Annotated in this window: 22 protein-coding genes; 12 read left to right on the top strand and 10 right to left on the bottom strand. The window is 71.9% G+C overall.

The window, feature by feature from the left end; translation table 11 throughout:
* Positions 1–50: 50 nt before the first annotated feature.
* The 3 genes from argG to AB0G15_RS16755 form a co-directional block, all read right to left on the bottom strand.
* Complete coding sequence (argG, locus tag AB0G15_RS16765) at positions 51–1499, bottom strand: argininosuccinate synthase (RefSeq protein ID WP_362840110.1); 1449 nt, start codon at positions 1497–1499, stop codon at positions 51–53.
* Positions 1500–1693: 194 nt separating this feature from the next.
* Positions 1694–2317: a GNAT family N-acetyltransferase gene (locus tag AB0G15_RS16760; protein WP_362840107.1), complete on the bottom strand. Its 624-nt coding sequence runs from the start codon at positions 2315–2317 to the stop codon at positions 1694–1696.
* Positions 2318–2466: 149 nt separating this feature from the next.
* Positions 2467–2943 (bottom strand): TipAS antibiotic-recognition domain-containing protein, encoded by a 477-nt coding sequence (locus AB0G15_RS16755; protein ID WP_362840104.1) that lies wholly within the window; start codon positions 2941–2943, stop codon positions 2467–2469.
* A 394-nt stretch (positions 2944–3337) separates the two neighbouring features.
* On the opposite strand from AB0G15_RS16755, the gene AB0G15_RS16750 reads away from it, so the two are divergent.
* The gene (locus AB0G15_RS16750) at positions 3338–5683 is read left to right on the top strand and encodes an ATP-binding domain-containing protein (protein WP_362840101.1); all 2346 of its coding nucleotides are present in this window, start codon (positions 3338–3340) and stop codon (positions 5681–5683) included.
* Positions 5684–5897: 214 nt separating this feature from the next.
* Here AB0G15_RS16750 and AB0G15_RS16745 read toward each other — a convergent pair whose 3' ends face one another.
* The 5 genes from AB0G15_RS16745 to AB0G15_RS16725 form a co-directional block, all read right to left on the bottom strand.
* A complete protein-coding gene (locus AB0G15_RS16745; protein WP_362840098.1) occupies positions 5898–7655 on the bottom strand; it encodes an ABC transporter ATP-binding protein in 1758 nt (585 codons plus the stop codon).
* Positions 7652–9367 (bottom strand): ABC transporter ATP-binding protein, encoded by a 1716-nt coding sequence (locus AB0G15_RS16740; protein WP_362840095.1) that lies wholly within the window; start codon positions 9365–9367, stop codon positions 7652–7654. Before AB0G15_RS16740 ends, AB0G15_RS16745 begins: the two co-directional genes overlap by 4 nt.
* A 52-nt stretch (positions 9368–9419) precedes the next feature.
* Positions 9420–9716 (bottom strand): hypothetical protein, encoded by a 297-nt coding sequence (locus AB0G15_RS16735; RefSeq protein WP_362840092.1) that lies wholly within the window; start codon positions 9714–9716, stop codon positions 9420–9422.
* Between the two features lie 146 nt (positions 9717–9862).
* A complete protein-coding gene (locus tag AB0G15_RS16730; protein ID WP_362840089.1) occupies positions 9863–10981 on the bottom strand; it encodes a serine hydrolase domain-containing protein in 1119 nt (372 codons plus the stop codon).
* A 106-nt stretch (positions 10982–11087) separates the two neighbouring features.
* A complete protein-coding gene (locus tag AB0G15_RS16725; protein ID WP_362840086.1) occupies positions 11088–11228 on the bottom strand; it encodes a hypothetical protein in 141 nt (46 codons plus the stop codon).
* Between the two features lie 277 nt (positions 11229–11505).
* Here AB0G15_RS16725 and AB0G15_RS16720 point away from each other — a divergent pair, with 277 nt between their 5' ends.
* From AB0G15_RS16720 to AB0G15_RS16710, 3 genes are all read left to right on the top strand, one after another.
* Positions 11506–11934 carry a MarR family winged helix-turn-helix transcriptional regulator gene (locus AB0G15_RS16720; RefSeq protein ID WP_362840083.1) on the top strand — a complete coding sequence of 143 codons (429 nt, stop codon included), beginning with the start codon at positions 11506–11508 and terminating at the stop codon, positions 11932–11934.
* Entirely contained in the window at positions 11924–12439 is a 516-nt protein-coding gene (locus AB0G15_RS16715) for a hypothetical protein (protein WP_362840080.1), read from the top strand. The genes AB0G15_RS16720 and AB0G15_RS16715 overlap by 11 nt, the downstream gene beginning before the upstream one ends.
* Before the next feature lie 277 nt (positions 12440–12716).
* Positions 12717–13148 (top strand): GNAT family N-acetyltransferase, encoded by a 432-nt coding sequence (locus AB0G15_RS16710; RefSeq protein WP_362840077.1) that lies wholly within the window; start codon positions 12717–12719, stop codon positions 13146–13148.
* 248 nt (positions 13149–13396) lie between these two features.
* On the opposite strand, the gene AB0G15_RS16705 is transcribed toward AB0G15_RS16710, so the two are convergent.
* Positions 13397–13864: a nuclear transport factor 2 family protein gene (locus AB0G15_RS16705; RefSeq protein ID WP_362840074.1), complete on the bottom strand. Its 468-nt coding sequence runs from the start codon at positions 13862–13864 to the stop codon at positions 13397–13399.
* A gap of 308 nt (positions 13865–14172) precedes the next feature.
* Between AB0G15_RS16705 and AB0G15_RS16700 the strand changes: the two genes are divergently transcribed.
* From AB0G15_RS16700 to AB0G15_RS16690, 3 genes are all read left to right on the top strand, one after another.
* Positions 14173–14685, top strand: coding sequence for an RNA polymerase sigma factor (locus AB0G15_RS16700; RefSeq protein WP_362840071.1), 513 nt, complete (start codon positions 14173–14175; stop codon positions 14683–14685).
* Entirely contained in the window at positions 14682–15731 is a 1050-nt protein-coding gene (locus AB0G15_RS16695) for a CU044_5270 family protein (protein WP_362840068.1), read from the top strand. Before AB0G15_RS16700 ends, AB0G15_RS16695 begins: the two co-directional genes overlap by 4 nt.
* A 135-nt stretch (positions 15732–15866) precedes the next feature.
* Positions 15867–16490, top strand: coding sequence for a TetR/AcrR family transcriptional regulator (locus tag AB0G15_RS16690; protein ID WP_362840065.1), 624 nt, complete (start codon positions 15867–15869; stop codon positions 16488–16490).
* Between the two features lie 321 nt (positions 16491–16811).
* Here the strand turns inward: AB0G15_RS16690 and AB0G15_RS16685 are convergent, their stop codons facing one another.
* Complete coding sequence (locus tag AB0G15_RS16685) at positions 16812–17294, bottom strand: GNAT family N-acetyltransferase (RefSeq protein WP_362840062.1); 483 nt, start codon at positions 17292–17294, stop codon at positions 16812–16814.
* On the opposite strand from AB0G15_RS16685, the gene AB0G15_RS16680 reads away from it, so the two are divergent.
* From AB0G15_RS16680 to AB0G15_RS16660, 5 genes are all read left to right on the top strand, one after another.
* Entirely contained in the window at positions 17208–17783 is a 576-nt protein-coding gene (locus tag AB0G15_RS16680; RefSeq protein WP_362840059.1) for a sporulation protein, read from the top strand. The genes AB0G15_RS16685 and AB0G15_RS16680 overlap by 87 nt on opposite strands.
* Complete coding sequence (locus AB0G15_RS16675; RefSeq protein ID WP_362840056.1) at positions 17780–18055, top strand: hypothetical protein; 276 nt, start codon at positions 17780–17782, stop codon at positions 18053–18055. The genes AB0G15_RS16680 and AB0G15_RS16675 overlap by 4 nt, the downstream gene beginning before the upstream one ends.
* A 67-nt stretch (positions 18056–18122) precedes the next feature.
* Positions 18123–18743 (top strand): L-threonylcarbamoyladenylate synthase, encoded by a 621-nt coding sequence (locus AB0G15_RS16670; RefSeq protein ID WP_362840053.1) that lies wholly within the window; start codon positions 18123–18125, stop codon positions 18741–18743.
* A 216-nt stretch (positions 18744–18959) separates the two neighbouring features.
* Positions 18960–19991, top strand: a complete 1032-nt coding sequence (locus tag AB0G15_RS16665; RefSeq protein ID WP_362840050.1) for a LacI family DNA-binding transcriptional regulator — start codon at positions 18960–18962, stop codon at positions 19989–19991.
* Between the two features lie 1003 nt (positions 19992–20994).
* Complete coding sequence (locus AB0G15_RS16660; RefSeq protein ID WP_362840047.1) at positions 20995–22446, top strand: glycoside hydrolase family 43 protein; 1452 nt, start codon at positions 20995–20997, stop codon at positions 22444–22446.
* The last annotated feature ends 198 nt before the right edge of the window (positions 22447–22644 follow it).

The following is a 22644-nucleotide window of genomic DNA, read 5'->3' as shown; positions in this document are numbered from 1 at the left end:
GCCGATCTCCCCCGCCCTGGTGCACCGGGACGACTGACCGGGCGAGCCGGTCAGTCGGTGCCGAACTCCATCGCGGCGCGGTCGAGCATCTCGTCGTCGTCGGAGACCTCGCCGCGTGAGGCGATGGCCTCGGCGCCGCCCCGCGGCATCGCGCCGATCAGCCCGGTCGAGGCCGCCTGGGCGGCGCCGATGAGCGCGGGATGGGTGGTGCCGACCATGCCGAGGCCGGCGTACTGCTCGAGCTTGGCGCGCGAGTCGGCGATGTCGAGGTTGCGCATGGTGAGCTGGCCGATCCGGTCCACCGGGCCGAACGCCGAGTCCTCGGTGCGCTCCATCGACAGCTTGTCCGGGTGGTAGCTGAAGGCCGGGCCGGAGGTGTCCAGGATCGAGTAGTCCTCACCGCGCCGCAGCCGCAGCGTCACCTCGCCGGTGATCGCCGTGCCGACCCAGCGCTGCAGCGACTCGCGCAGCATCAGCGCCTGCGGGTCGAGCCAGCGGCCCTCGTACATCAGCCGGCCGAGCCGCCGTCCCTCGTTGTGGTAGCTCGCCAGGGTGTCCTCGTTGTGGATCGCGTTGACCAGCCGTTCGTACGCCGCGTGCAGCAACGCCATCCCGGGCGCCTCGTAGATGCCGCGGCTCTTGGCCTCGATCACCCGGTTCTCGATCTGGTCCGACATGCCCATGCCGTGCCGTCCGCCGATCGTGTTCGCCTCCATCACCAGGTCGACCGGGGTGGCGAACTCCTTGCCGTTGATCGTCACCGGGCGGCCCTGCTCGAAGCCGATGGTCACGATCTCGGCGGCGATCTCGACCTCGGGATCCCAGAACCGCACGCCCATGATCGGGTCCACGGTCTCGATGCCGGTGTCGAGGTGCTCCAGGGTCTTGGCCTCGTGGGTGGCGCCCCAGATGTTGGCGTCGGTCGAGTAGGCCTTCTCGGTGCTGTCGCGGTAGGGCAGGCCGTGGGCGAGCAGCCACTCCGACATCTCCTTGCGGCCGCCGAGCTCGGACACGAAGTCCGCGTCCAGCCAGGGCTTGTAGATGCGCAGGTGGGGATTGGCGAGCAGGCCGTACCGGTAGAACCGTTCGATGTCGTTGCCCTTGAACGTCGAGCCGTCGCCCCAGATCTGCACGTCGTCCTCGATCATCGTCCGGACCAGCAGGGTCCCTGTGACGGCACGGCCGAGCGGCGTGGTGTTGAAGTAGGGGCGCCCTGCCGAGCGGATGTGGAACGCGCCGCAGGTGAGCGCGGCCAGGCCCTCCTCGACCAGCGCCGCGCGGCAGTCGACCAGTCGCGCGATCTCGGCGCCGTACGCCAGCGCGCGGCCGGGCACCGAGGCGATGTCGGGCTCGTCGTACTGGCCGATGTCGGCGGTGTAGGTGCACGGAACGGCACCCTTGTCGCGCATCCACGCGACGGCGACCGAGGTGTCGAGGCCGCCTGAGAAGGCGATGCCGACCCGCTCGCCGGTGGGCAGGGAGGTGAGAACCTTGGACATGAAACAAGATTATGCATTATGGCGCATGGTCATGCAAAGCGGGGGGGGTGCGTGCCGTGGCGGAGCCCGGTGGCGATCGTCGTCACCGGGCCTGCGGGTCATGTCGCGATCACGGAGGGTGACGTATGTTCGACGGGTCGTGCCCGGGTGGTGCCGGCACGGCGGGTGTGCCGGGATGGCGGGGCCGCGGTGGTTCAGCGGGCGGGCAGGGTGTGGTGCGGAGGCGTCGGCCGGGTGCCGGTCATCCGCGCGGTGATGGCCCACCGTTCGTGGTCTCGCCAGGCGCCGTCGATGAACAGGAGATCGGGCGAGTAGCCCTCCTTCCTGAAGCCGTGCCGTTCGAGGAGCTTGAGGGACGCCCTGTTGCCGGGCTGGACCTGGGCTTCCAGGCGGTGGAGCCGCAGGTCCTCGAAGGCGTGTCTCAGCAGCAGCTGGAGACCCTCGGACATGTAGCCCTGCCCGGAGGTGGGAGCGAAGGCCGCGTAGGCGATGGCCCCGCACTGGAAGCGTCCGCGGATGATGTTGTTGATGTTGATCACGCCGGCGATGGCCCCGGTGTCGCGCAGGCGGACCAGCAGGCACTCCTCGTCGGGCTGGGCGTAGCGGGTGAGGAGAGCCTGGAACCCGTCGGCCGTGCCGGGCAGGGAGATCCACGGATGGTGCAGGCCGGCGCTGGCGCGGACCAGGCCGAGGAACTCCTCCCGGTCGTCGCCGGTGATCGGACGCAAGGTCACGCGGAAGGAGTCTCCCGGCCGGCCGGGAGACTCCTCGATCGCCGCCGCCCGTTCGGTTCCTTCGGTTCCGTCGTTCTGAATCACGGAGGGAACGCTATCGCGGCTCCCGGCCCGGCCGGCCCACCCCCGGGTTCCCCGGAAAGGCCGCCGCGCGGCCTCGGGCCGGGGGGCGAACCGCCGCGTGTCTCGGGGGGAGGCGAACCGCCGCATGCCTCACGCGCCGAGCGGGCCGGTCACCCGCCCGCGGGCGGCGCGCCGGCGGCGCGCGCGGCGTTGGCCGCGATCGCCTCCCGCAGCCACTCCGCCGCGCCCGGCCGGGTGTTCGTCTCGATGCCCGCCCGGAAACGTGGGTCCTCCACGTACAGGTGGCTCTTCAGCACGTGGAACTCGTGCGTCATGTCGTAGAACCAGCGGGCGATGTGCCGCCGCTGCGCCTCGGCCACGTCCATCGCCGCCTCGTCCGACGGGGTCGCGCCGACGTCCATCAGCTCGCGGATCCGCGCCTCGATCGCCGCGTTGTCGCGGTTGATCCGCTCCCACTGTTCCTTTCCGTAAGTCGCGACGCGCCTCGCGGACTGCGCGTACGCGGCGGAGTCCCCCCACCGCTGCTCCGCCTCGGCGAGGTACTCGTCCTCCCGGTCGGCGAACTCGCCCCAGACCTCGCGCTTCTCCTCGTCGCTGAGCGGGGACCTGATCTTCCTGTCACTCATGACGCCGACCGTACGGGCTGACGTCGCGTGAGGGTCAAACCGGTGGCACGCCGGCCCGCACCGGCGATCCCGGGTCGTCGCACGGGCGAGGCCCGGGCGTGCCGGCCGGTCCTGTGGCCACGGGCGGACACTGCGACCCCGGCGGACACTGCGAACGGTCACGCCGTCTCGCTGTCACACCGGTCATCGCCCGGCAGGGTGGGTGGCGCGTCCGATGAGGTGATCCACGGCCCGGGGTCTGCGCGACCCGAGGTCGGCGGCTGACGGCGGGCGGCTCGATGGCTGACGGCGCTGGGCCGATGCATCGGCACGAGGGACGGTCTATACTCGGTTTCTTAGCGCTCTCAACTAAAAAAGAGAAAACGCCCCCAACTAAGAGGAGCGTACCAAGGAAATGCCGAGCCGTCAAGTGTCAAGCCCTCAGATCGAAACCGAGCAGTCCTACGTCACCATGCTGTACGGCCACCTCGACAAGGCGCGTGAGCGGACCGAGATCTCTCTGAAGGAGGCCCACCGCAGTCCCGGGGTCGGCACCGCCCGGGGCATGGTCGAGCGGGAGGTGTTCTCCGGCGAGTACGCCAGGCGCCTCGCCAGGCTCAACGGAGTGGAGCATGGCCTGTGCTTCGGCAGGATCGACGACTCCGGCGGTGAGACCCTCTACGTCGGCAGGATCGGGTTGCGCGACGGCGACGGCGAGCCGGTCCTGATCGACTGGCGGGCGCCCGCCGCCCGCCCGTTCTACACCGCCACGCCCGGCGACCCGGGTTCACTGGTACGGCGCCGCCACCTGCACACTCGCGACCGGATCGTGGTCGGCGTCGACGACGAGGTGTTCGACCTCGATCGGATGAGCGACGCCGACCGCCGGTCGCTGGTCGGGGAGGCGGCGCTCCTGGCGACGCTGCGGCGGGCGAGGACCGGCAAGATGAGCGAGGTGGTGGCCACCATCCAGACCGAGCAGGACCGCGTGATCCGCTCGGGTCTGCACGGGATCCTCGTGGTCCAGGGCGGTCCCGGCACCGGTAAGACGGTCGCCGCGCTGCACCGGGCCGCCTACCTGCTCTACACGCACAGGGACGTCCTGGAGCGCAGGGGTGTCCTGGTCATCGGTCCCAACGACCTGTTCTCCCGCTACATCGAGCAGGTGCTGCCCTCCCTCGGCGAGAGCGACGTGGTGATGGCCACACTCGGGCGGCTCTATCCAGGCATCGCGGCGACGGCGGAGGACGGCCCGTCCCAGGCCGTGATCAAGGGTGACCTGCGGATGGCCGAGGTGATGGCGAAAGCCGTACAGGATCGGCAGCGGGTTCCCGAAGGAGACCTCGAGGTCAGGATCCCCGCTCGGACGTCGGTGCGCGGCGGCGAGGAGGTCGTGATCGACTGGACGACGCTCCGCGTGGACCACGACACCTGCGTCCTCGCCCGCGACCGAGCCCGTGGGCTGCGCAGCCTGCACAACGAGTCCCGGCACGTGTTCGTCCTCGACATGCTGCGGGCGCTGGCCACCGCCGAGGCCGCGCAGTACGAGTGGCTGACGGACGAGGAGGAGCTGGGGGTGGTACTGCCCGACGACGGCGACCCGTGGCTGGATCTGCCGCCGGACGAGGAGGAGATGCGGGTCGAGGAGGAGGAGACGCTGCGGGAGGCCTGCCGGGTGCTGTGGGAGCAGCCTGCGGTACGGCAGGCGGTGGACGAGCTGTGGCCGGTCCTCACCCCGGAGCGACTGGTCGGCGAGCTGCTGTCCGACTGGGAGGCGATGCTCTCGGCGGGCCTGGACGCCGGTGAGGCGGGGGAGCTGCTACGTGCGCCGGACGCGCCGTGGACGGTGGGTGACGTGCCGCTGCTCGACGAGGCCGCCGAGCTGCTCGGCTCCGACCTGACCGCCGATCCGGAACGGGACCGGGCCGACGCCGCCGAGCGGCGCGACGAGCGGGCCTACGCCCAGGACGTGCTGACCTACAACGAGAACTTCGAGATCCTGGACGAGGCCGGGGCGAGGCTCGGTGACCTGCTGGACGTCGGCACCCTGGCCGAACGCCACCACGACCGTGGCCCGGCGCTGACCACCGCCCAGCGCGCGGCCGCCGACCGGACGTGGGTCTACGGTCACGTGATCATCGACGAGGCCCAGGAGCTGTCGGCGATGGCCTGGCGTTCGGTCATGCGGCGCATCCCGACCCGCTCACTGACCGTCGTCGGCGACATCGCCCAGACGGGGTCGGCGGCGGGCGCCCGCACCTGGGAAGAGGTGCTGGCTCCCTACGCCGAGGGCCGCTGGCGCGAGGAGCGGCTGATGATCAATTATCGGACCCCGGCCGAGATCATGGACGTGGCCGCCGACGTCCTGCGCGCCGTGGCTCCCGGCCAGGTCCCCCCGCGGTCGGTCCGTACCGGTGGGGCTCCGCCTCGCGCCGTCCGCCGGACGTCGCCCGGGTTCGCGGACGTGGTGGAGTCCGAGCTCGCCGCGATCGGCGAAGGGCGGTTGGCCGTCATCGTTCCCGACGCGCGTCATACCGGCTTCGCCGAGGTCGATCTCGAGACGCCGGTGGTGGTGCTCACCGTGACCCAGTCCAAGGGGCTGGAGTTCGACGCCGTCGTGGTCGTGGCCCCTGACGAGATCCTCGCTCAGTCACCCAAGGGGGGTCACGATCTCTACGTGGCGATCACCCGAGCCACCAGGCGCCTTGCCGTGGTGCACGAAGCGGAACTACCCGACATGCTCGCCAAACTCGCCCGGTGACGGTGACGGTGACGGTGACGGTGACGGTGACGGTGACGGTGACGGAGCCGCCTCGACCGTCGGCAGGGCCCTGGGTGGGAGGACCGAGGCCCGGGCGCCGGTCGACGAGGTCGACACGAGGACCCAGGAGGCGAGGAAGGCCCGCCCCGGGTTCGCGGGGAAGACCATGGCGGTCGGCTTCGGCTTCGGCTCCGGGCGGGGCCCGGCCCCGGACCTAACGCGACTCCCAGGCCTCCCAGAGACGGGCGTAGCGGCCCCCGGCGGCGACCAGCCGTTCGTGGGGCCCCTCCTCGACGATCCGCCCGTGTTCCAGGACGACGACACGATCGGCGGAGACGGCCTGGGTCAGCCGGTGCGCCACGACCAGGGTGGTCCTGCCGCGCGTGGCCGCGGCGGCCGAGTCCTCCAGCACGCGCGCGCCCATGCTGCCCGCCTCCGCGGTGGCCTCGTCCAGTACGGCGACGGCCGGGTCGGCCAGCACCAGGCGGGCCAGGGCGAGCTGCTGCGCCTGGGCGGGCGAGAGCTCGTGGCCACCCTCCCCGACCACGGTGTCGAGACCCTCGGGCAACGCCAGCGCCCACGGCAGCGCCCCGACCACCTCCAGGGCCGCGGCGGCCTGCTCGGCCGTCGCGCCGGGATGGGCCAGGCGCAGGTCCTCGACGAGGGGGCCGGCGAAGACGTGGGTCTCCTGCGTGATGATCGCCACGTGGCCGCGCAGCCTCGCCGTGTCCAGCGAGGAGGGCGGCACCCCGCCGATCAGGACGCTGCCGCCGGTCGGGCGCAACGACCCGGCCGCGACGGCGGCGAGGGTCGACTTGCCCGCGCCCGTCGAGCCGACCAGGGCCACCCGGACCCCGGCGGGCACGCGAAGGGTGACGCCGTGCAGGACCTCGGCCGAGCCGTCGTAGCTGAAGCGCACGTCGACCAGGTCGAGTGAGGCGTCGGCCGGCGCCGATCCCCCCTCGGGTTCGGGGGCGGACTCCAGGCGGGCGACGCCGACCAGCCTGGCCAGGCTCGCCCCGGCCGCCTGCACCTCGTCGAAGACGAACAGCAACATGCCGATCGGGTTGAACAGCCGGTGGAACAGCACGGCCGCGGCGGCGGCCTCGCCGACGGTGACGGCGTCCGCGCGGACCAGCAGGAAGCCGGCGACCAGGATGGCGGTCAGGCCGAGGAACTCGGCCCGGTTGACCCGTCCCACGAGACGGGTGAACAGGTCCAGCACCCCCACCGACACCTCCCGCGAGTCGCGCGAGGCGGTGTCGATGGCGCGCAGGTGACCTTCCTCCACGCGGTAGGCGTGCACCGTGCGCACGCCCTGCATGCTCTCGACCAGTCGTTGCGACGAGCGCGCGACCGCGACGCGCTGTTTCGCGTAGTAAGGGGCGGCCCGGGGGAGATACCAGCGCAGCGCCAGCGCGTACAGCGGCACCGAGACGGCGCCGGCCAGGCCGAGCCGCCAGTCGAGGCCGACCATCGCGATCAGGCTCAGCGTGCCGAGCAGGACCGAGGCGATCACGCCGGGGACGACGTCGGAGACGGCCTTGGTGACCTCGGCGGCGTCCGCGCTGACGCGCGACAGCAGGTCGCCCTTGCCCGCGCGTTCCAGCGTGGTGAGCGGGAGCGTGAGGGCGCGGGCGACCGTACGCTCGCGAAGGACGGCCAGGATCTGGCCGCCCAGCCTGGCCACCAGGTAGGACGTCAGCCCGGTGGCGGCACCGCCGACGAGAGCCGACAGCGTGATGACCACGGCGACCGCGACGATCACCGCGGTGCCCGACTGCTCGCGCACCCGGTCGACGAGGATGCCCATCACGTACGCGGGGACGACCGACGCCGTCGCGCCGAGCAGGCCGACGAGCAGCGTCACGACCACCGTGCCGCGGCGCTCGCGCAGCCGGGCGCGCAACCAGTGCCAGGTCTCACCGCCGCTCGCGACCGGCAGCAGGTCCTGTTCCCCCTGCGTGCTCATCGCTGCACCGCCTGCCTGTAGTCGTCGTCGGTGGCCCCCAGCTCGGCGTGCGATCCCTCGGCGACCACCTTGCCGCCGTCCAGCACGAACACCCGGTCGGCGGCGGCGAGGAGGGCGGGGCTGCTGGTCACGACCAGGGTGGTGAAGGTGCCGCCGTCCCCGGGGTGGCGCAGGGAACGCAGGCCCCGGGCGATGCCCTGTTCGGTGACCGCGTCCACGGCCGTGGTCGGATCGTGCAGCACCAGGACCGGCGGGCGGGCCAGCAGCGCCCTGGCCAGTGCCACCCGCTGGCGCTGGCCGCCCGACAGGCTCGCGCCCCGTTCCACCACCTGGTGTTCCAGGCCGTCGGGATGGGCGGCGACCACGTCGTCGGCCGCCGAGGCGGCCAGGACCGCCGCGAGCTCCTCCGGGCTCCCCGGCTCGCCGCCCACGGTCAGGTTGGTGGCGAGGGTGCCCTCGAACAGGTCGGTGCGGTGGGGTTCGACGAGGATCCGGCCGCCGATCCGCACGCTTCCGCCGTACTCGGCGGGACTCACCCGCCCGGACAGCACCCGCACCAGCGCGTCGGCGTCGGCGGGGCGGTGGGCCATCACCCCGACGAACTCGCCGGGCCCGGCTACCAGGTCCACCCCCGCGAGCGCGTCGTAGCTCAGCCCGGAGACCTCCAGCCCGGGAGGGCCTCCGTCCGGCGGGTCCGCCGCGCCGGCATCGCCGGGCCGCGGGTCGCCGGGCAGCAGCACCGGCGCGCCGGCCACGCGCGCCACCCGGTCGGCCGAGGCGCGCGCCTCGGCCACCCAGCCGGGTACCAGCGTCAGCGTGCCCACCGGTTCCATCAGGAACTGCGCCAGACCGATCACCGTCAGGAACTCGCCGGCGGAGATCTGGCCGCGCAGCGCGAACCACCCGGCGAGCACCGCCACCCCGCTCGCCAGCAGCGCGCCGCCCGCGCCGGAGACGGCCGCGTAGATTCCCTGGGTACGGCCGGCCCGCAGCGCGGCCGCCAGCGAGAGCCTGCTGACCCGCTCGTACCGCCGGGAGGCCGCAGCCTCGGCGCCGATGCCCCGCAGCGGCCGCACGCCGCTGACCAGGTCGGTCGCGAGCGACGCCGCCTGACCGGCCAGCTCCTGCTGGGCGGCGACGTGCCGGGTGATGTACGGCGTGCCGACGTGCAGCGCCAGCAGCGTCAACGGCGTGGCCACCAGGACGGCCACACCGAGGGGCAGGTCGATGAGCAGCAACGTCACGGCGCACATCGCCGCCGCGACCAGCGCCCCGACCGCGCGCGGCAGGTAGTCCAGGAGTTCGGAGGTGTTGTCGGCGTCGTTGGAGGAGATCGTCAGCAGCTCGCCCGCGCGCAGGCCGGTGTCCAGGCCGCGCCGGTCGATGATCTTCGCGGCGAGTTCCAGGCGCAGCAGGTGGGCCTCGTGGGCGATGGCGCGCATGAGGGTCCGCGCGCCGTACCGGTAGGCCAGGCTCAGCACGGTGAACAGCGCGGCCAGCGCGGCGAGCCACCACAGCAGTGCCCCGCCGCCGCCCGGGCCGATCGCGCGGTCGACGATCACACCGATGAGGATCGGCACGCTCGCCTCGCACACCTGGTGCAGGCTGAGCAGCAGGGTGCCCGCGCCCAGGCGCGCGGCGTTGCGTCTCAGGGTCCTGCGCAGAACGTTCGCGCCGGTCATGCCCGCCTCTGCCGTGCGCGTTCCCGTCATGCCCGCCTCTGTCGTGCGCGTTCCCGTCATGCCCGCCCTTTTCGTGCGCGTGTCATGCGCGCGCCTGGCCGGCCTGCGGCCGGTGGAGCGCGCCGGCGGCGCACGCCACCGGCGGGACCCGTCGCCGGCGCGGATTGTTCAGGCTGCCCCGGCCCCACAGCGCCGCCACGCGGGCCGCGCGCGGGTCCACCTTGATGGCGCGCCCCTGGTTCGGCGAGCGGAGGATCGTGCTCACCCCGATTCCCGCGACGATCAGGCGCGGGCCCGGTACCCCGCGCCTCGGGGCCGGCAGGGCCGGGCAGTCCCGGAGCCGGACCGTACGGCGGGTGAGGGACTGCGCGGGGGGCATGGAGTACTCTTTCGGGCGGCTCTGGACGGGCTGGGCGGAGAGCTCGCCTGAAGTAGGTTAGCCTTTCCTAATCAACGGGAGACTAGCCGGGTCCGGTAAATTTCGACAAACCGGATGTTGCGCGCTGCCGGGCCCTCGGCCCCCGGTCACCGCCCCGCGCCGCCCGGTGGCGGGACGGCCGGGCCGAAGGGCGTCTCGAAGAGCGTGGTGAAGGTCTCTTGGAAGTCGTTCCAGTCGCCGTTCAGATTGCTCACCAGCATGCGGGTGCCCTGGCGGTCGCCCATCGCGTACGACATCGAGCCCTGGATGAAGCCGCCGCCGCCCCAGAGCGTGACCCCGCTCGGGAGCCTCTGGGAGTAGACGCCGAGGCCGTACCCGGTGTCCGGGACCCAGCCCGAGCCCTCGGTCGAGATGGTGGTGAACATCTCCTCCTGCTGGGCGGGCGGCAGGAGACGGCCGCACAGCAGGGCGTTCAGGAACCGGTGCAGATCCGAGGTCGTCGAGATCATGCCGCCGGCGGCCCCTGCCCAGCTCACGTCCATCTCGGTCACGTCGTGGATCTCCGCGTCGGGGCCGCCCTCGCCCGGCTTGGAGTAGTGGCGGGCGTGCGGGGCGCGGACCGCCGTGTCCTCGGTGCCGGGGAGGTAGGTCCCCGTCAGGTGGAGCGGGCGGGCGAGGCGGTGCTCGATCTCCTCCGCGAGGGTCGTACCCGTCGCGAGCTCGACGATCATTCCCGCGAGACTGTAGTTCACCTTGGAGTAGATGAAGCGCTTCCCGGGCTCCTCCGGGCGCGGGGTCTCCTGGCCGGGGACGGCGTCGGGGAGCCCGCTGGTGTGGTTGAGCAGCCGCCTGACGGTGATCCCGGCGCCGTCCGCGCCGAGGTGCTCCTCCACCACGCCGGGCAGCCACTTCGCCACCGTGTCGTCCAGGGTCAGCTTTCCCTCGGCCGCCAGTTGCAGGACCACCGTGCCGGTGAACGCCTTGGTGAGGCTTCCGATGCGGAAGTGCTCACCCGGCCGGCGCTCGCGGCCGGTCGTCATGTCGGCCACCCCCGCCGTGCCGAACCACGGTGCCGAGCGGGCGTCCATGAACTCGGCGACGACGCCGGGCCCGCCGCCGTCGGCCACGACCCGGTCGAGCGCACGCCGGAGCCCGGCGTGACCCCGGTCGCGGCCGGTCGCGGAGGAGGGGGTCGTCATCATGGCGGCCCCTCCCACGGCCAGGGCGGCGGCGAGCAGGCTCGCGCGGGCATGGAACATCGACATTTCGTCTCCTGGGGGATGGAAGAAGAACCGGGGGGTCGAAAAGGAAGGGCATGGCGCGGCACGGCACGGCATGGCACGGCATGCCGGAAGGGGACCGCCGTGGTCGTTACCCGAGGTCGCCGTCCGCGGCGGCGCTGTGGACGCGGGCCGGCAGGTCGGTGCGGTCGACGCCGGCCAGGGCCGGCGCGCGTGGCACCGTGCCGGCCTCGGCAGGATCCTGGGGGATGGGGATGTCACTCGCGGGCATGTAAGCAACATTAATTGACTAATCCGATGTTAGTCAACATGGGTTGCTTAAGGGGCAGTGTCCCGCCGGGCGGCCTGGCGGGAGACAGCCGATTGCGAAATGCAAGCAGGTTGCGGAGGCGGCGAATGGCCGGCACCGGGTCGCAGGCCGCGGGCGGGAAGGCGCTCCGGCGCTTCGCGACGTCGCTGGACGGATTCGCGGCGGGGCCGGACCGCGGGATGGGCCGGCGCCCGTCATCTGGTTGCCTCGTACAACTATCTGGTTGTATGGTCGAACCATGGCGGATGATCGCGAACTCCAGGAGGCCGTGGCCCGCTTCGTGCGGGCCTTCGGGCTTCACCAGCCGGACCGGACTCCCTGCGGGCAGCCCGTCCCGGTGTCGGAGGCTCACGCGCTGGGCGAGCTGGCCAGGGACGGCGTGTTGCGGCAGAGCGACCTGGCGCATCGGCTCCGGCTGGAGAAGAGCACCACCAGCCGGCTGGTCACGCAGCTCATCAACCGCGGCTGGGCCGAGCGCACCCCGGCGCCCGACGACGGGCGCGGCGTGCTGGTCCGGCTCACCCCGGACGGGGTGAAGGCCGCGGCCCGGCTGGCCGAGGCCAGGGCCGCGCGGTTCTCCGCCGTTCTGGAGCGTGTCCCCGAGGGCGAACGCGCCGACGTGTTGCGCGCCCTGACCATTCTCACGGAGGCCATGGATGAAACTTGAGGATCGGCGCGTTCAGGCGCTCGTCGCGGCGCTCGCGCTCGTCGTCGTCGCCGCGACGGCGTACGTGCTCACCGGCCGGAACGAGCAGCGGGCGCCGGCCGCCCGGCAGGCCGATATCGCGGCCAGGGGCCGGCAGGTGATGCCGTTCGACCTGGAGCGCACCACGCACCGCTTCGCCAAGTCCGCCACCGGCGGCGTGCAGACGGTCATCTCCGACGACCCCGCCGACGCCGAGCAGGTCACGCTGATCCGCGAGCACCTGACCGCCGAGGCCGCGAGCTTCGGCAGGGGCGACTACGGCGACCCCGCCTCCATTCACGGCGGTGAGATGCCGGGCCTGCGTGACCTCGAGCAAGGCCACGGCCGCATCGACATCCGCTACGCGGAACTGCCCGCGGGCGCCCGGATCACCTACACCACCCCCGACGCGCCACTGGTCACAGCGTTGCACGCGTGGTTCGACGCCCAGGTCGCCGACCACGGCCGGCACGCGGAACACGGCTGACCTCACCTCCGGGCGCCTTTCCCGCCATCGGATCCGCCTACCTCGTTCATACCTATCCGGGGTACGGTTTCTTTTACCCGCGTGGATACCTGACCCCGGTAGCGTTCCCTCCCGGCAGGGAGGGCCACCCCGGCCGGCCGTCCGCCGGGCGCGGCGAACGCGCCCGGCCCGGCGCCGCGCGGCCGGGCCCCGCCCCGCCCGGCGGCCGACGGCGACCGGCCTGAACAGCACACTGCCCCGCCCACTCCTCGAACCCCCACCTGGAAGGACCACCGTGATGGACATACGTCGCGCCACGCCCGATGACGCCCCCGCCGTGCACGGCCTCATCCGCGGGCTGGCCGAGCACCAGAACCAGGCCCGGAGCGTCACGGTGAGCGTCGACGACCTGAAGCGGATGCTCGCCCGCCCGGAGATCACCTACCTGATCGCCGAGCGGGACGGCGTGGCCATCGGCTACGTCTCCTGGCTGCAGCGCGTCGGCTTCTGGTCCGGCGAGGACTACCTCGCCCTGGACGACCTGTACGTGACCGGCGCCGAACGCGGCAACGGCGCGGGAGAGCTGCTGATGCGGGCCGCCGCCGAGGCCGCCGGCGGCAAGGTGATCCGCTGGGAGGTGGCCGAGGCCAACGTGGCCGCGCAACGCTTCTACGCGCGCATCGGCGCCGCTCTCGTCTCCAAGAAGATCGGCCGCTGGCAGCCGCGGTAGCCGCACCCCCGCACTCCGCGGCGCCCGGCGGTGTCGGGACCCGGGTGCGAGTGCCGCTCAGCCGAGGGCGGCCCCGGCCAGTCCACCCTCTTCTTCTTCCCGCAGCGCTACTTCATCGAGGGCGTCACCCTCGCCGGCGTCAAGAACTGAGGTCCCCACGCGGAAGGCCGTCCTCGCCGCCCGGGGGCCGGGCGGCGAGGACGGGGCGGCTCGCCCGGCACCCCCGCCACCCGGCCGCCCCTCACCGATCAGGCGCCCGGCGCGCCCTCCTTCCAGGCATCCGCCCACCCTCCCTGCACCATGGTCTGGAAGACCCACCGGCCACCCGACTTCACCAGCAGATCCGCGTAACGCATGGCGTACGCCTCACCGTTGACCGTCATCGTCGCGTCGGTGACCACGACGACCAGGTTCGCGGTCAGGAAGTGGGGGGTGCGGACCGACTCCATCGTGAGGTCGCCCGCATTCCCGCCTCCCATCACCTCGGCCATCGTGCGTGTGAACCGCTCCCTCGTCCAGCGGTCGGCCAGGCCGTCGCCGTCGGGGCCGTCGGTCACCACGTTGAGCGGGAACATCGCCATGTCCGCCATGCGCTCGACGTCGACCTTCGCGCTGTGGGCGTCATATTCGGCGAACCACGCCTCGACGCTCTCCCGGTCTTCGGCCGTCGGCGTGAAGGCACCTCTACCGAACGGGGATTCCTGGATCTCTGACACTGTTCCGCTCCTTCGTCGATGACGCGTCTTTTCGTCGGTGACGCGTCCCGCAGGTCCCTCACCCGTCGCCGGACGGCACAGGGCGCCGTCCGGCGGCACGCTCCGAACCGTACGACATACCGTACAGTGTACGGAAAGCTTGTCAAACGCGGCGGCCGAGAACCGCCCCCGGCATGCCGCCATCGCCCGCCGGACCGGACGCGGGCTCGATCGGGGCAAGGAGTGCGAAGTGCTCACAGCGATCTGCAACATTCCAAAAGGTGCCGGACATGTACCAGGTGTCCGGCACCTTTCGGCAAGGAGACCCTGTGACCCATCGAGATCGCTTCGAGGCGGTCTATGACGCGTACTACCCGGCGATACATCAGTACGCCGCCCGCCGCACCGGTTCGCCCGACGACACGACCGACGTCATCTCCGAGACGTTCCTCACCGCCTGGCGGCGCATCGGCGACGTGCCCGAGGGGGAGGAGGCGCTGCTGTGGCTGTACGGGGTGGCACGCCGGGTGCTGGCCAACCAGCAGCGCGGCGCCTCCCGCAGGGCCGTGCTCGCCGAACGGCTGCGTGCGGAACTGGCCGCCGACCGGCCGGCCGGGCCGGTCGACCTGGACCATGTTCGCACCGCCTTCGACGGGTTGCCGGAACGCGACCGCGAGGTCCTGGCGCTGGCCTGCTGGGAGGGCCTGACCAGCGAGCGGATCGCCAGAGTCGTGGGATGTACGGCCGTCGCCGCCCGGACCCGGCTGCATCGGGCGCGCAAGCGGCTGGCGGCGGCGCTGGAGCGGCAGGGATCCTTGACGATCGCGAGGGGAGAGGCATGACTGACATCGACGACCTGGTGAAGGCCATCGACCCGGCACCGCACGCGCCGGATCAGGGGCCCGGCGCGCGCGACCTGCGTGAGGCGATCATGGCGACCCGGGCGGGCTCGCCCCGGACGGCCTGGCGGCGCCTGCCGTGGTGGGCCGGTGCCGCCGGGCTGGTCGCGGCCGCGACCGTGACGGCCGTCCTCCTCGGCCAGGTCGCCCCCACCTCACCGCTCCCTCCCGCGGCCACGACCGGCGTCACCTCCCTGCCGGGCAGGTCGATCCTGCTGGCCGCCGCCGCCAAGGCCGAAGCCGCCCCCGAGGGGGCGTACTGGCGCCTCAGCCAGCTGTACACGATGCGGTGGCCCCGGCCGTTCGGCAAGAACGGCAGCACCTACCGTCTGGAGACCTCCAACCTCGCGGAGACGTGGATGGCCGGGGACGGCCGGGGCTGGATCGGCCGCAGGCAGCTGGCCGCCCGCCCCCTGGACACGGAGGCGTGGCGCCGGGACGGCTCTCCGACCGAATGGCCGATGGGGGAGGACGGCGGCGTCTACTCCACCTCGCCCGGCGAGGGCACGCTCACCCGGCTCAAGGGGAGGCCGCGACTCTACTGGAGTGCCATGCCGCTGACCCTGAAGGAGATCGCGGCGCTGCCCGCCGACCCCGAGGCGCTGAAGGGGCGGGCCGCCGAGGCGATCCGCAGGGACCGGGACTTCGCCGGTTCCGTGGAGGGCGGCCTGCCGCGTACCCTGGCCTCGCTCCTGTACGAACTGCCCGCCTCCCCGCAGGTGCGCGGCGCCGCCTACCAGGCGCTGGCGACGCTGCCCGCGGTGCGGGTCGAAGGCCCGGCCACCGACCCGCGGGGGCGGCCGGGCGTCGCCGTGACCTTCCCGATCCAGGAGGGCCGGCCTGCCACGGGCAGGCTGATCATCGACCCCGGCACCTCCAAGGTGCTGGCCTTCGAGGTCACCGGCATACCGGAGAAGGGCGACATGGTCGAGGTGGTGCTGGAATCCGGCTGGACCGACACCAGGCCGGCCCCGCCCCCGGCCGGGTGAGGGCCGGCGGGCCGCCGGGGCCCCGGCCCCAGGACCGACCGGCTTCCGTGCCCCAGGACCGACCGGCTCCGCCGTCACCGGACTAGCGCCGGCGTCCCAAATATATAGCAATGCAATGCTATATATTCTGGTGCCATGGTGAGGACGAAGGATCCGGCGGTCCGCACCCTGCTCATCGAGCGGGCCGCGCACATGCTCCGCACCCGCGAGCCCATCACCCTGAGATCACTGGTGGCCGGAACCGGGGTCTCGACGATGGCCGTCTACACCTATTTCGGAAACATGGACGGCATGTGGAAGGCCCTGCGCCAGGAGGGCTTCACCCGCTTGGCGGCCAGGTTCACGACGGTGACGACGTCCACGGACCCGGTGCGGGACCTGACCGCCATGGTCGCCGCCTACCTCCGCAACGCCCTGGACCACCCCGACCTGTACCGGGTCATGTTCGACGCGAACTTCGAGCTCGAGGACCTCAAGGCCGCGGACGCGACCCTGGAGCATCTGGTCCAGGCCGCCGAACGAGGCAGGAAGGCCGGCCGCTTCCGCGCCGGCACCGACCCGCTGGAACTGGCGATCCAGAGCTGGGCCGTCGTCCACGGGCTGGCCTCCCTGGTCGCCAACGGCCCCCTGCCGCGCGAAACGCTCGCTCACGGCGTCCCCCTGCTGACCGCGCTGTTCGTCAGCGTGGGAGACGACCCCGGCAGGTGCCGCCTGTCGGTCGAGAACGGCTGGAAGCAGCCGAGCCCGCCCGCCGGATAGCCCCGCCACACGTTCCGCCCGGCCGGACCCGCTCCGAGGGCCGGCCGGACGACGCTCCGGCCACGGCGAGAAGAAGCCCACCCACTACGGCATCTCGTACGGGACGCTGATCGGGCAGAGCGGGCGCAGGTCAACCGGCCGGAAGAGCGTGTCGCGCACCAGCCCGTGATCGACACGCTCGTCGCGGACGGCGGCGAGTTGCTCGGCTTCACCCTGGTGACCGCCCGCAAGAGGTGACCGTCCGCGAGAGGTGACCGTCCGCGAGAGGTGACGGCCCCCTCCGGGACAGGCGGCGAGGACGCCGTCCCGGAGGGGGTTCGGTCAGAGCCTCCGGTAGTAGACGGCGACCGGAAGCGGGACGGCTCCGAGCTTCTCGTAAAGAGCTCTGGCGGGCGCGTGGAAGGGGTCGCCCCCGGTACCGATCTCGACCACCTCGGCTCCGAGAGCTCGCATCTCACCGAAGGCGTGCTCGCACAGCGCGGTGCCCGCGCGGTGGCGGCGGTGCTCGGCCGAGACGGCGAGATGCGTGATGGTTCCGTTCCTGCGAGCCGGGTCGACGCTCCAGGCCACGTAGCCGAAGACGACGTCCTCGGTCTCGGCGACCGCGACGTACCTGTGCAGGTCCGGGGCGTGAAGTTCGGCGACCTGCTCGCGATAGTCGCCGCGCCAGTCGCCGTGCTGGTTGGCGAAGACGACCTCACCCACCAGGGGGCGGAAATGGTCCTCGTAGAACGGCCGGAACGTCTCGATGGTCAACGCGGTGAGCCGCGCCAGGTCGTGCCGAACGAACGGGCGGATGAGCATGGAAGTGCGCCTTTCAGACTGAGGGCTCGACACCCGAACGGGAAACTTGACGCCCGAACGGGAAAAGGGCGTCGGTCGGCCCGCTCACGGCCTGGTTCCGGCGGCGAGCAGGCCCTCAGTGACGGGTACGCCAAGCGGCGAAGCACTCCATGGCACACCACGATAGCGTCCCGCCGGACAACGGCGTCGCCCGGAACACCTCGCGGCGCGGCCCGCTCCCGGGCGCCTCGGCGGGGACCACCCGGACGCCATGGTCGAGATCGCGCCGCTGGCCTCCCAGCAGGCCGTGCTGGACGCCTTCGTGCGGCTCGGCTCCCCTTCAAGAGCGCCGACCTGGAGTCCGACCTGGAGTACGGCCACCTCCACGGTGTCAGCCAGCAGCTGCCGTTCTACCAGGAGATCGAGTTCCACCCGCCCAGTACGCCGGGCGGATCAACGAGGTCGAGCTCACCTTCGTCGCCGGCCCCGCGGGCCTGGACGTCATCGTGAAGGCCGGCAAGCGCTCCGGCCGCTACGGCGGTTCCAGCTCTGATGCCTTCGGCCGCCGGCAGACCAGCCACGACCAGGCTCCGCACCGCGACTGGGCCTCCGAGATCAACGCCTGGCCGGCCGCTCTTTCCCAGCACGGCTCCGGCTTCCACCCCGGCCGTGACGGCCCGCCCCGCACGCGCCGCGGAGCCCGCCACCGCCCCGGCGGCGGCTTCACCTCGTCCGGCGCCCGCCGGCCGTCCTCGCGAGCCGCGTGTCACGCCGAGCCTTGACGGGCCTTGATGAGCCTTGAGGGGTCACATGTCACGCGGGGTGGTGTTCGCTTCTAAGCTCGGGGGTGTGGCGAAATACCTTGATGTGCATCCGAACAGTCCCCAGCCCCGGCTGATCAGTCAGGTGGTCGAGCTTCTGCGCGCGGACGGGCTGATCGCGTACCCGACGGACTCCGGCTACGCGCTGGGGTGCAGGCTGGGCAACAAGGAGGGGATCGACCGGATCAGGGAGATCCGCAACCTCGGCAGCGACCACCACTTCACCCTGGTCTGCAGAGATTTCGCCCAATTCGGCCAGTTCGTGCATGTAAGCAATGCGCTGTTCCGCTCGGTCAAGGCGGCGACCCCCGGCGGCTACACCTTCATCCTGCCCGCGACCAAGGAGGTGCCGCGGCGGTTGCTGCATCCCCGGAAGAAGACGGTCGGCGTCCGGATCCCCGATCACGTCGTCACGCAGGCGCTGCTGGCCGAACTCGGCCAACCGCTGGTGTCGAGCACCCTGCTGCTGCCCGACGAGACCGAGCCCCTGACGCAGGGCTGGGAAATCAAGGAGAGGCTCGACCACGTGGTGGACGCCGTCATCGACTCCGGCGAGTGCGGCGCCGTCCCGACGACGGTCGTCGACTTCTCGCAGGACGAGCCCGAGATCCTCCGCCGGGGCACCGGAGACCCGTCCCCCTTCGAGTAGCGGGCGGCGGTGCCCGCCCCCTCGGGCCCGGGCACCTTGTCGCCGCAGGAGTCGCTCGTCGTGGACGCGGCCGGCACCTACCCCCGCGGCGGTATCGGACATCGCGATGCCGCCGCCGAGGTCGTTCCCGTGACCCGATTCCGGTACGGACCGTCCGTCGTAGCGGAGCGGGCCCGGAACTCCTGTTAGCGTTGTCGCATAGGGGGGTGAGCTGCTTTGAAGGCGAAATCGAACGACGGCCCGCCGCGCTCCAGACCTGCTGTGCTGGAGGACGTCGCCGCGCTCGCCGGAGTGTCGGCGATGACCGTCTCCCGGGCGCTCAACGCGCCCGAGAGAGTGCACAGCGAAACCCGGGCGCGCGTGCTGGCCGCGGTGCGGGAGCTGGACTACCGGCCCAACGCCGCCGCCCGCCAGCTCGCCACGGGACGGTCCGGGGTGCTGGGCGTGGTCAGCATCGACACCACCCTGTACGGTCCGGCCTCGACCCTCTACAGCATCGAGCGTGCCGCGAGGCTCAACGACTACGCCGTGAGCATCGCCAGCCTGAGCACGCTCGACCGCCGCTCGATCGAGGAGAGCCTCCGCCAGCTGCGGTCCCAGTCGGTGGACGGCGTCATCATCGTCGCGCCGCACGAGTCGGCGGCCGACGGCCTGCGCCATCTGTCGCCGGAGATCCCCGTGGTCGCGGTCGACGCCGGGGCCGGCCTCTCCGTTCCCGTCGTCATGGTCGACCAGCGGGCGGGAGCGACACGGGCGACCGGGCACCTGCTCGGCCTCGGCCACGAGACGGTGTGGCACGTGGCGGGCCCGGCCAGCTGGATCGACGCCAACGGCCGGGTCGAGGGCTGGCGCGAGGTGCTGGAGGCCGGAGGGCACCGGGTTCCCGAGGTGCTGCGCGGGGACTGGAGCTCGCGCTCGGGCTACCAGCTCGGCCGCCGCCTGGCACAGGACTCCGAGGTCACGGCCATCTTCGTGGGCAACGACCAGATGGCCCTGGGCGTGCTGAGAGCGCTGCGCGAGGCCGGGCGGCGCGTTCCCGAGGACGTCAGCGTGGTGGGCTTCGACGACGTGCCGGAGTCCGCCTACTTCTGGCCCCCGCTCACGACGGTCCGGCAGGATTTCGAGGAGGTCGGCAGCCACGCCTTCCACGTGCTGCTCGACCAGATGGCGGGCAGGCCGAGCCAGCCCCGGCGGCTGGTGGAGCCCGAGCTCGTCGTGAGGGAGAGCACCGGAGCCGCGCCGAGCTGACACCGCCCGCCGTGCGGGCTCTGGACCGGGCGGTGGCCGCCGCGGGCGCCGGTGAACCGCCGCTTCCGCCACGCGTCGCCGTTCCACGCCCACCGGCCGGCCCCGGCGGCGTCTCCGGTGTCCGGCTGCCGCACGCCGACGACCCCGCCGGAGCGGGTGGCGGGCAGGCATCGGCCGTCTCCTGCTACGTGACCTGGAAGGTGGCGTCCTGCCTGGCGGCCAGGGCTCATCCGGCGCCGGCCGGAAGAACCCAAGGTCAGATCGAGATGCCGGCGGAGCGGAGCTGTGTTAGCGCTAACAGTTTTCTTTCCGAGATCTCGGTAATCCCTGGGGTGATGACCGGATCCCCGTATTGCCAATGGGGTGGTGAAGGTCGGGTCGCGGCCCGTGTTTCCGGCGCGTTTCGCAGAGTGTTAACGCTCACAGCAGGGTTGTCAATACCCGGATTACAGGGCGGGGGTGGCCCGCGCGCTGCCGGCGAGCCGATAAGGTGCCACTGACCTGCTCTTTTGGGAGGCGTATCGTCACTCGTCGGCCGGTCGGCGGCGGTCGCTCGCCGGCCGGGTGTCACGAAGGTATTGACCGGCCGGATGTTGGCGATCACACTGATGTGACGCCGATGTAACCTCTGTCCGGCTGCGGTTACTGTTTGCGTTTCGCATGTCGGCGGTCATGCAATGCCGTAAAAGATAAATTTTCGCGATATGAATTGTTAGCGCTAACATCCGCGACCCGTCCGCGACCCGTCCGCGACCCGCAGATGGGGCGAAGAAGGGCGACACGCCCGTGTCCCCCGGACGCGGCCGTACGCGACGCCCCCGGCCCGCGCCCGGCCACGGGAGCGGCCCGCCCCCGGTCCGCGCGGCAGGCGAGCCCCCGTACCCGTCCAGCCCCCATCGGCGCCGCCGACGACGAGGAGGCAGGGAGACCACCGCCGACCGGATGGAGTTCGCCGCGGACGGCGCCATCCGCCCCATCGTGCCCGCTTCCGAAGGAGAAACGCATGTTGAAAGCCTTGTCCCGGGTGGGCGCGGTGCTCGCCGCCTGCCTGATGTTCACCTCGTGGTCGCTGGCCGTCCCGAAGGAGGCGGCCGCCCTCGAACCTTTCACCGGATACCTGATGGCGCACTTCACCGGGGAGTCGGCGAACGGCGAGCAGATCTACCTCGCCCACAGCGACGACGGGCTGCGCTGGACCGACCTGAACAACGGCGCGGTGGTCCTGCGCTCCACGGTCGGCACCCGAGGGGTCCGCGACCCCGCCCTCGTCCGGTCTCCCGCCGGCGACCGGTACTGGATCGTCGCGACGGACCTGCGCATCGCCAGCGGCACCTCGTGGGGCGACGCCTCGAGCCGGGGCAGCACCTCGCTCGTCGTGTGGGAGTCGACCGACCTGGTGAACTGGTCGGAACCGCGGCTGATCAACGTCGCGGGCGGCATCCCCGGCGCCGGCAACGCCTGGGCGCCCGAGGCCATCTACAACCCCGAGACCGGTGACTACGTCCTGTACTGGGCGACGAACTCGCCCCGCAACGGTGTGACCAAGCACCGCATCTGGTACGTGCGCACCGGCGACTTCCGCAGCTTCACCGCACCGCAGCTGTACATCGAGCGCGGCGGAAGCCAGGGCCTCATCGACACGCAGATCGTCGAGGTGCCCGGCAGCGTGGGCGGCTACCGGTACTACCGGGCCTCGGCGGACGGCCACATCACGATCGAGGCGAGCAACTCGATCCTGGGATCCTGGACGACCCTCGGGAACCTGTCGCACATGGGGATCTCCAACGGCACGGGCGGCGGCAACGTCGTGGAGGGCCCGATGTGGGCGCAGTTCAACGGCCGCAACGAGTGGGCCCTGTGGCTGGACCAGCACGCCACCGGCCGCGGCTACATGCCCATCACCTCCACCAACCTGGGCAGCACGCGCAACTTCCAGACGCGCTCCGACTACAACGTGGGCGCCAACCGCAAGCGCCACGGCTCCATCCTCAACCTGACCGCCGCGGAGGAGAACCGCGTCCTCGGCCGCTGGGGCGCCACCGCGCCGGTCAACCGCATCCAGTCGTACAACTTCCAGACCCGCTACGTGCGGCACGCGAACCTCGACGTGCGCATCGACGCGAACGTCAGCCCCGCCCAGGACGCGCAGTTCCGGCTGGTGCCGGGCCTGGCGAACGGCAGTGGCTACGTGTCCTTCGCGTCGGTGAACTACCCCGGGTACTACCTGCGGCACTACGGGTACGATTTCGTCCTCGCGCCCGACGACGGCACCGCCACCTTCGCGGGGGACGCCACGTTCCGCCAGGTCGCCGGGCTCGCCAACTCGTCGTGGACGTCCTTCCAGTCGTACAACTACCCCGACCGGTACATCCGGCACTACGACTACCTGCTCCGGCTCGACCCGATCACCGACGCTCAGGGCCGTGGCGACGCCACCTTCCGCGTGACGACGTGACGACGTGATCTCCGGCGAGCCGCCGTGCGGCTCGCCGGAGACGGGATCTCCTTCGCCCGCATCGCGCCGGGTGGGCGTCCAGGGCACCTCGGCCGGTTTTCCGCTGATCTTTTCGGACAGAGGGAGTCAGCACAACGCTCCCAAAACGGTCGGCATCGCCATAGAAGCCGACGATCAGCTCACCTCGGGAACCCCGCG

Source organism: Streptosporangium sp. NPDC023825, assembly GCF_040639575.1.
Taxonomy (GTDB): domain Bacteria; phylum Actinomycetota; class Actinomycetes; order Streptosporangiales; family Streptosporangiaceae; genus Streptosporangium.
The sequence above is the reverse complement of the archived record's forward strand: the minus strand, read 5'-3'. Positions and strand labels throughout refer to the sequence as shown.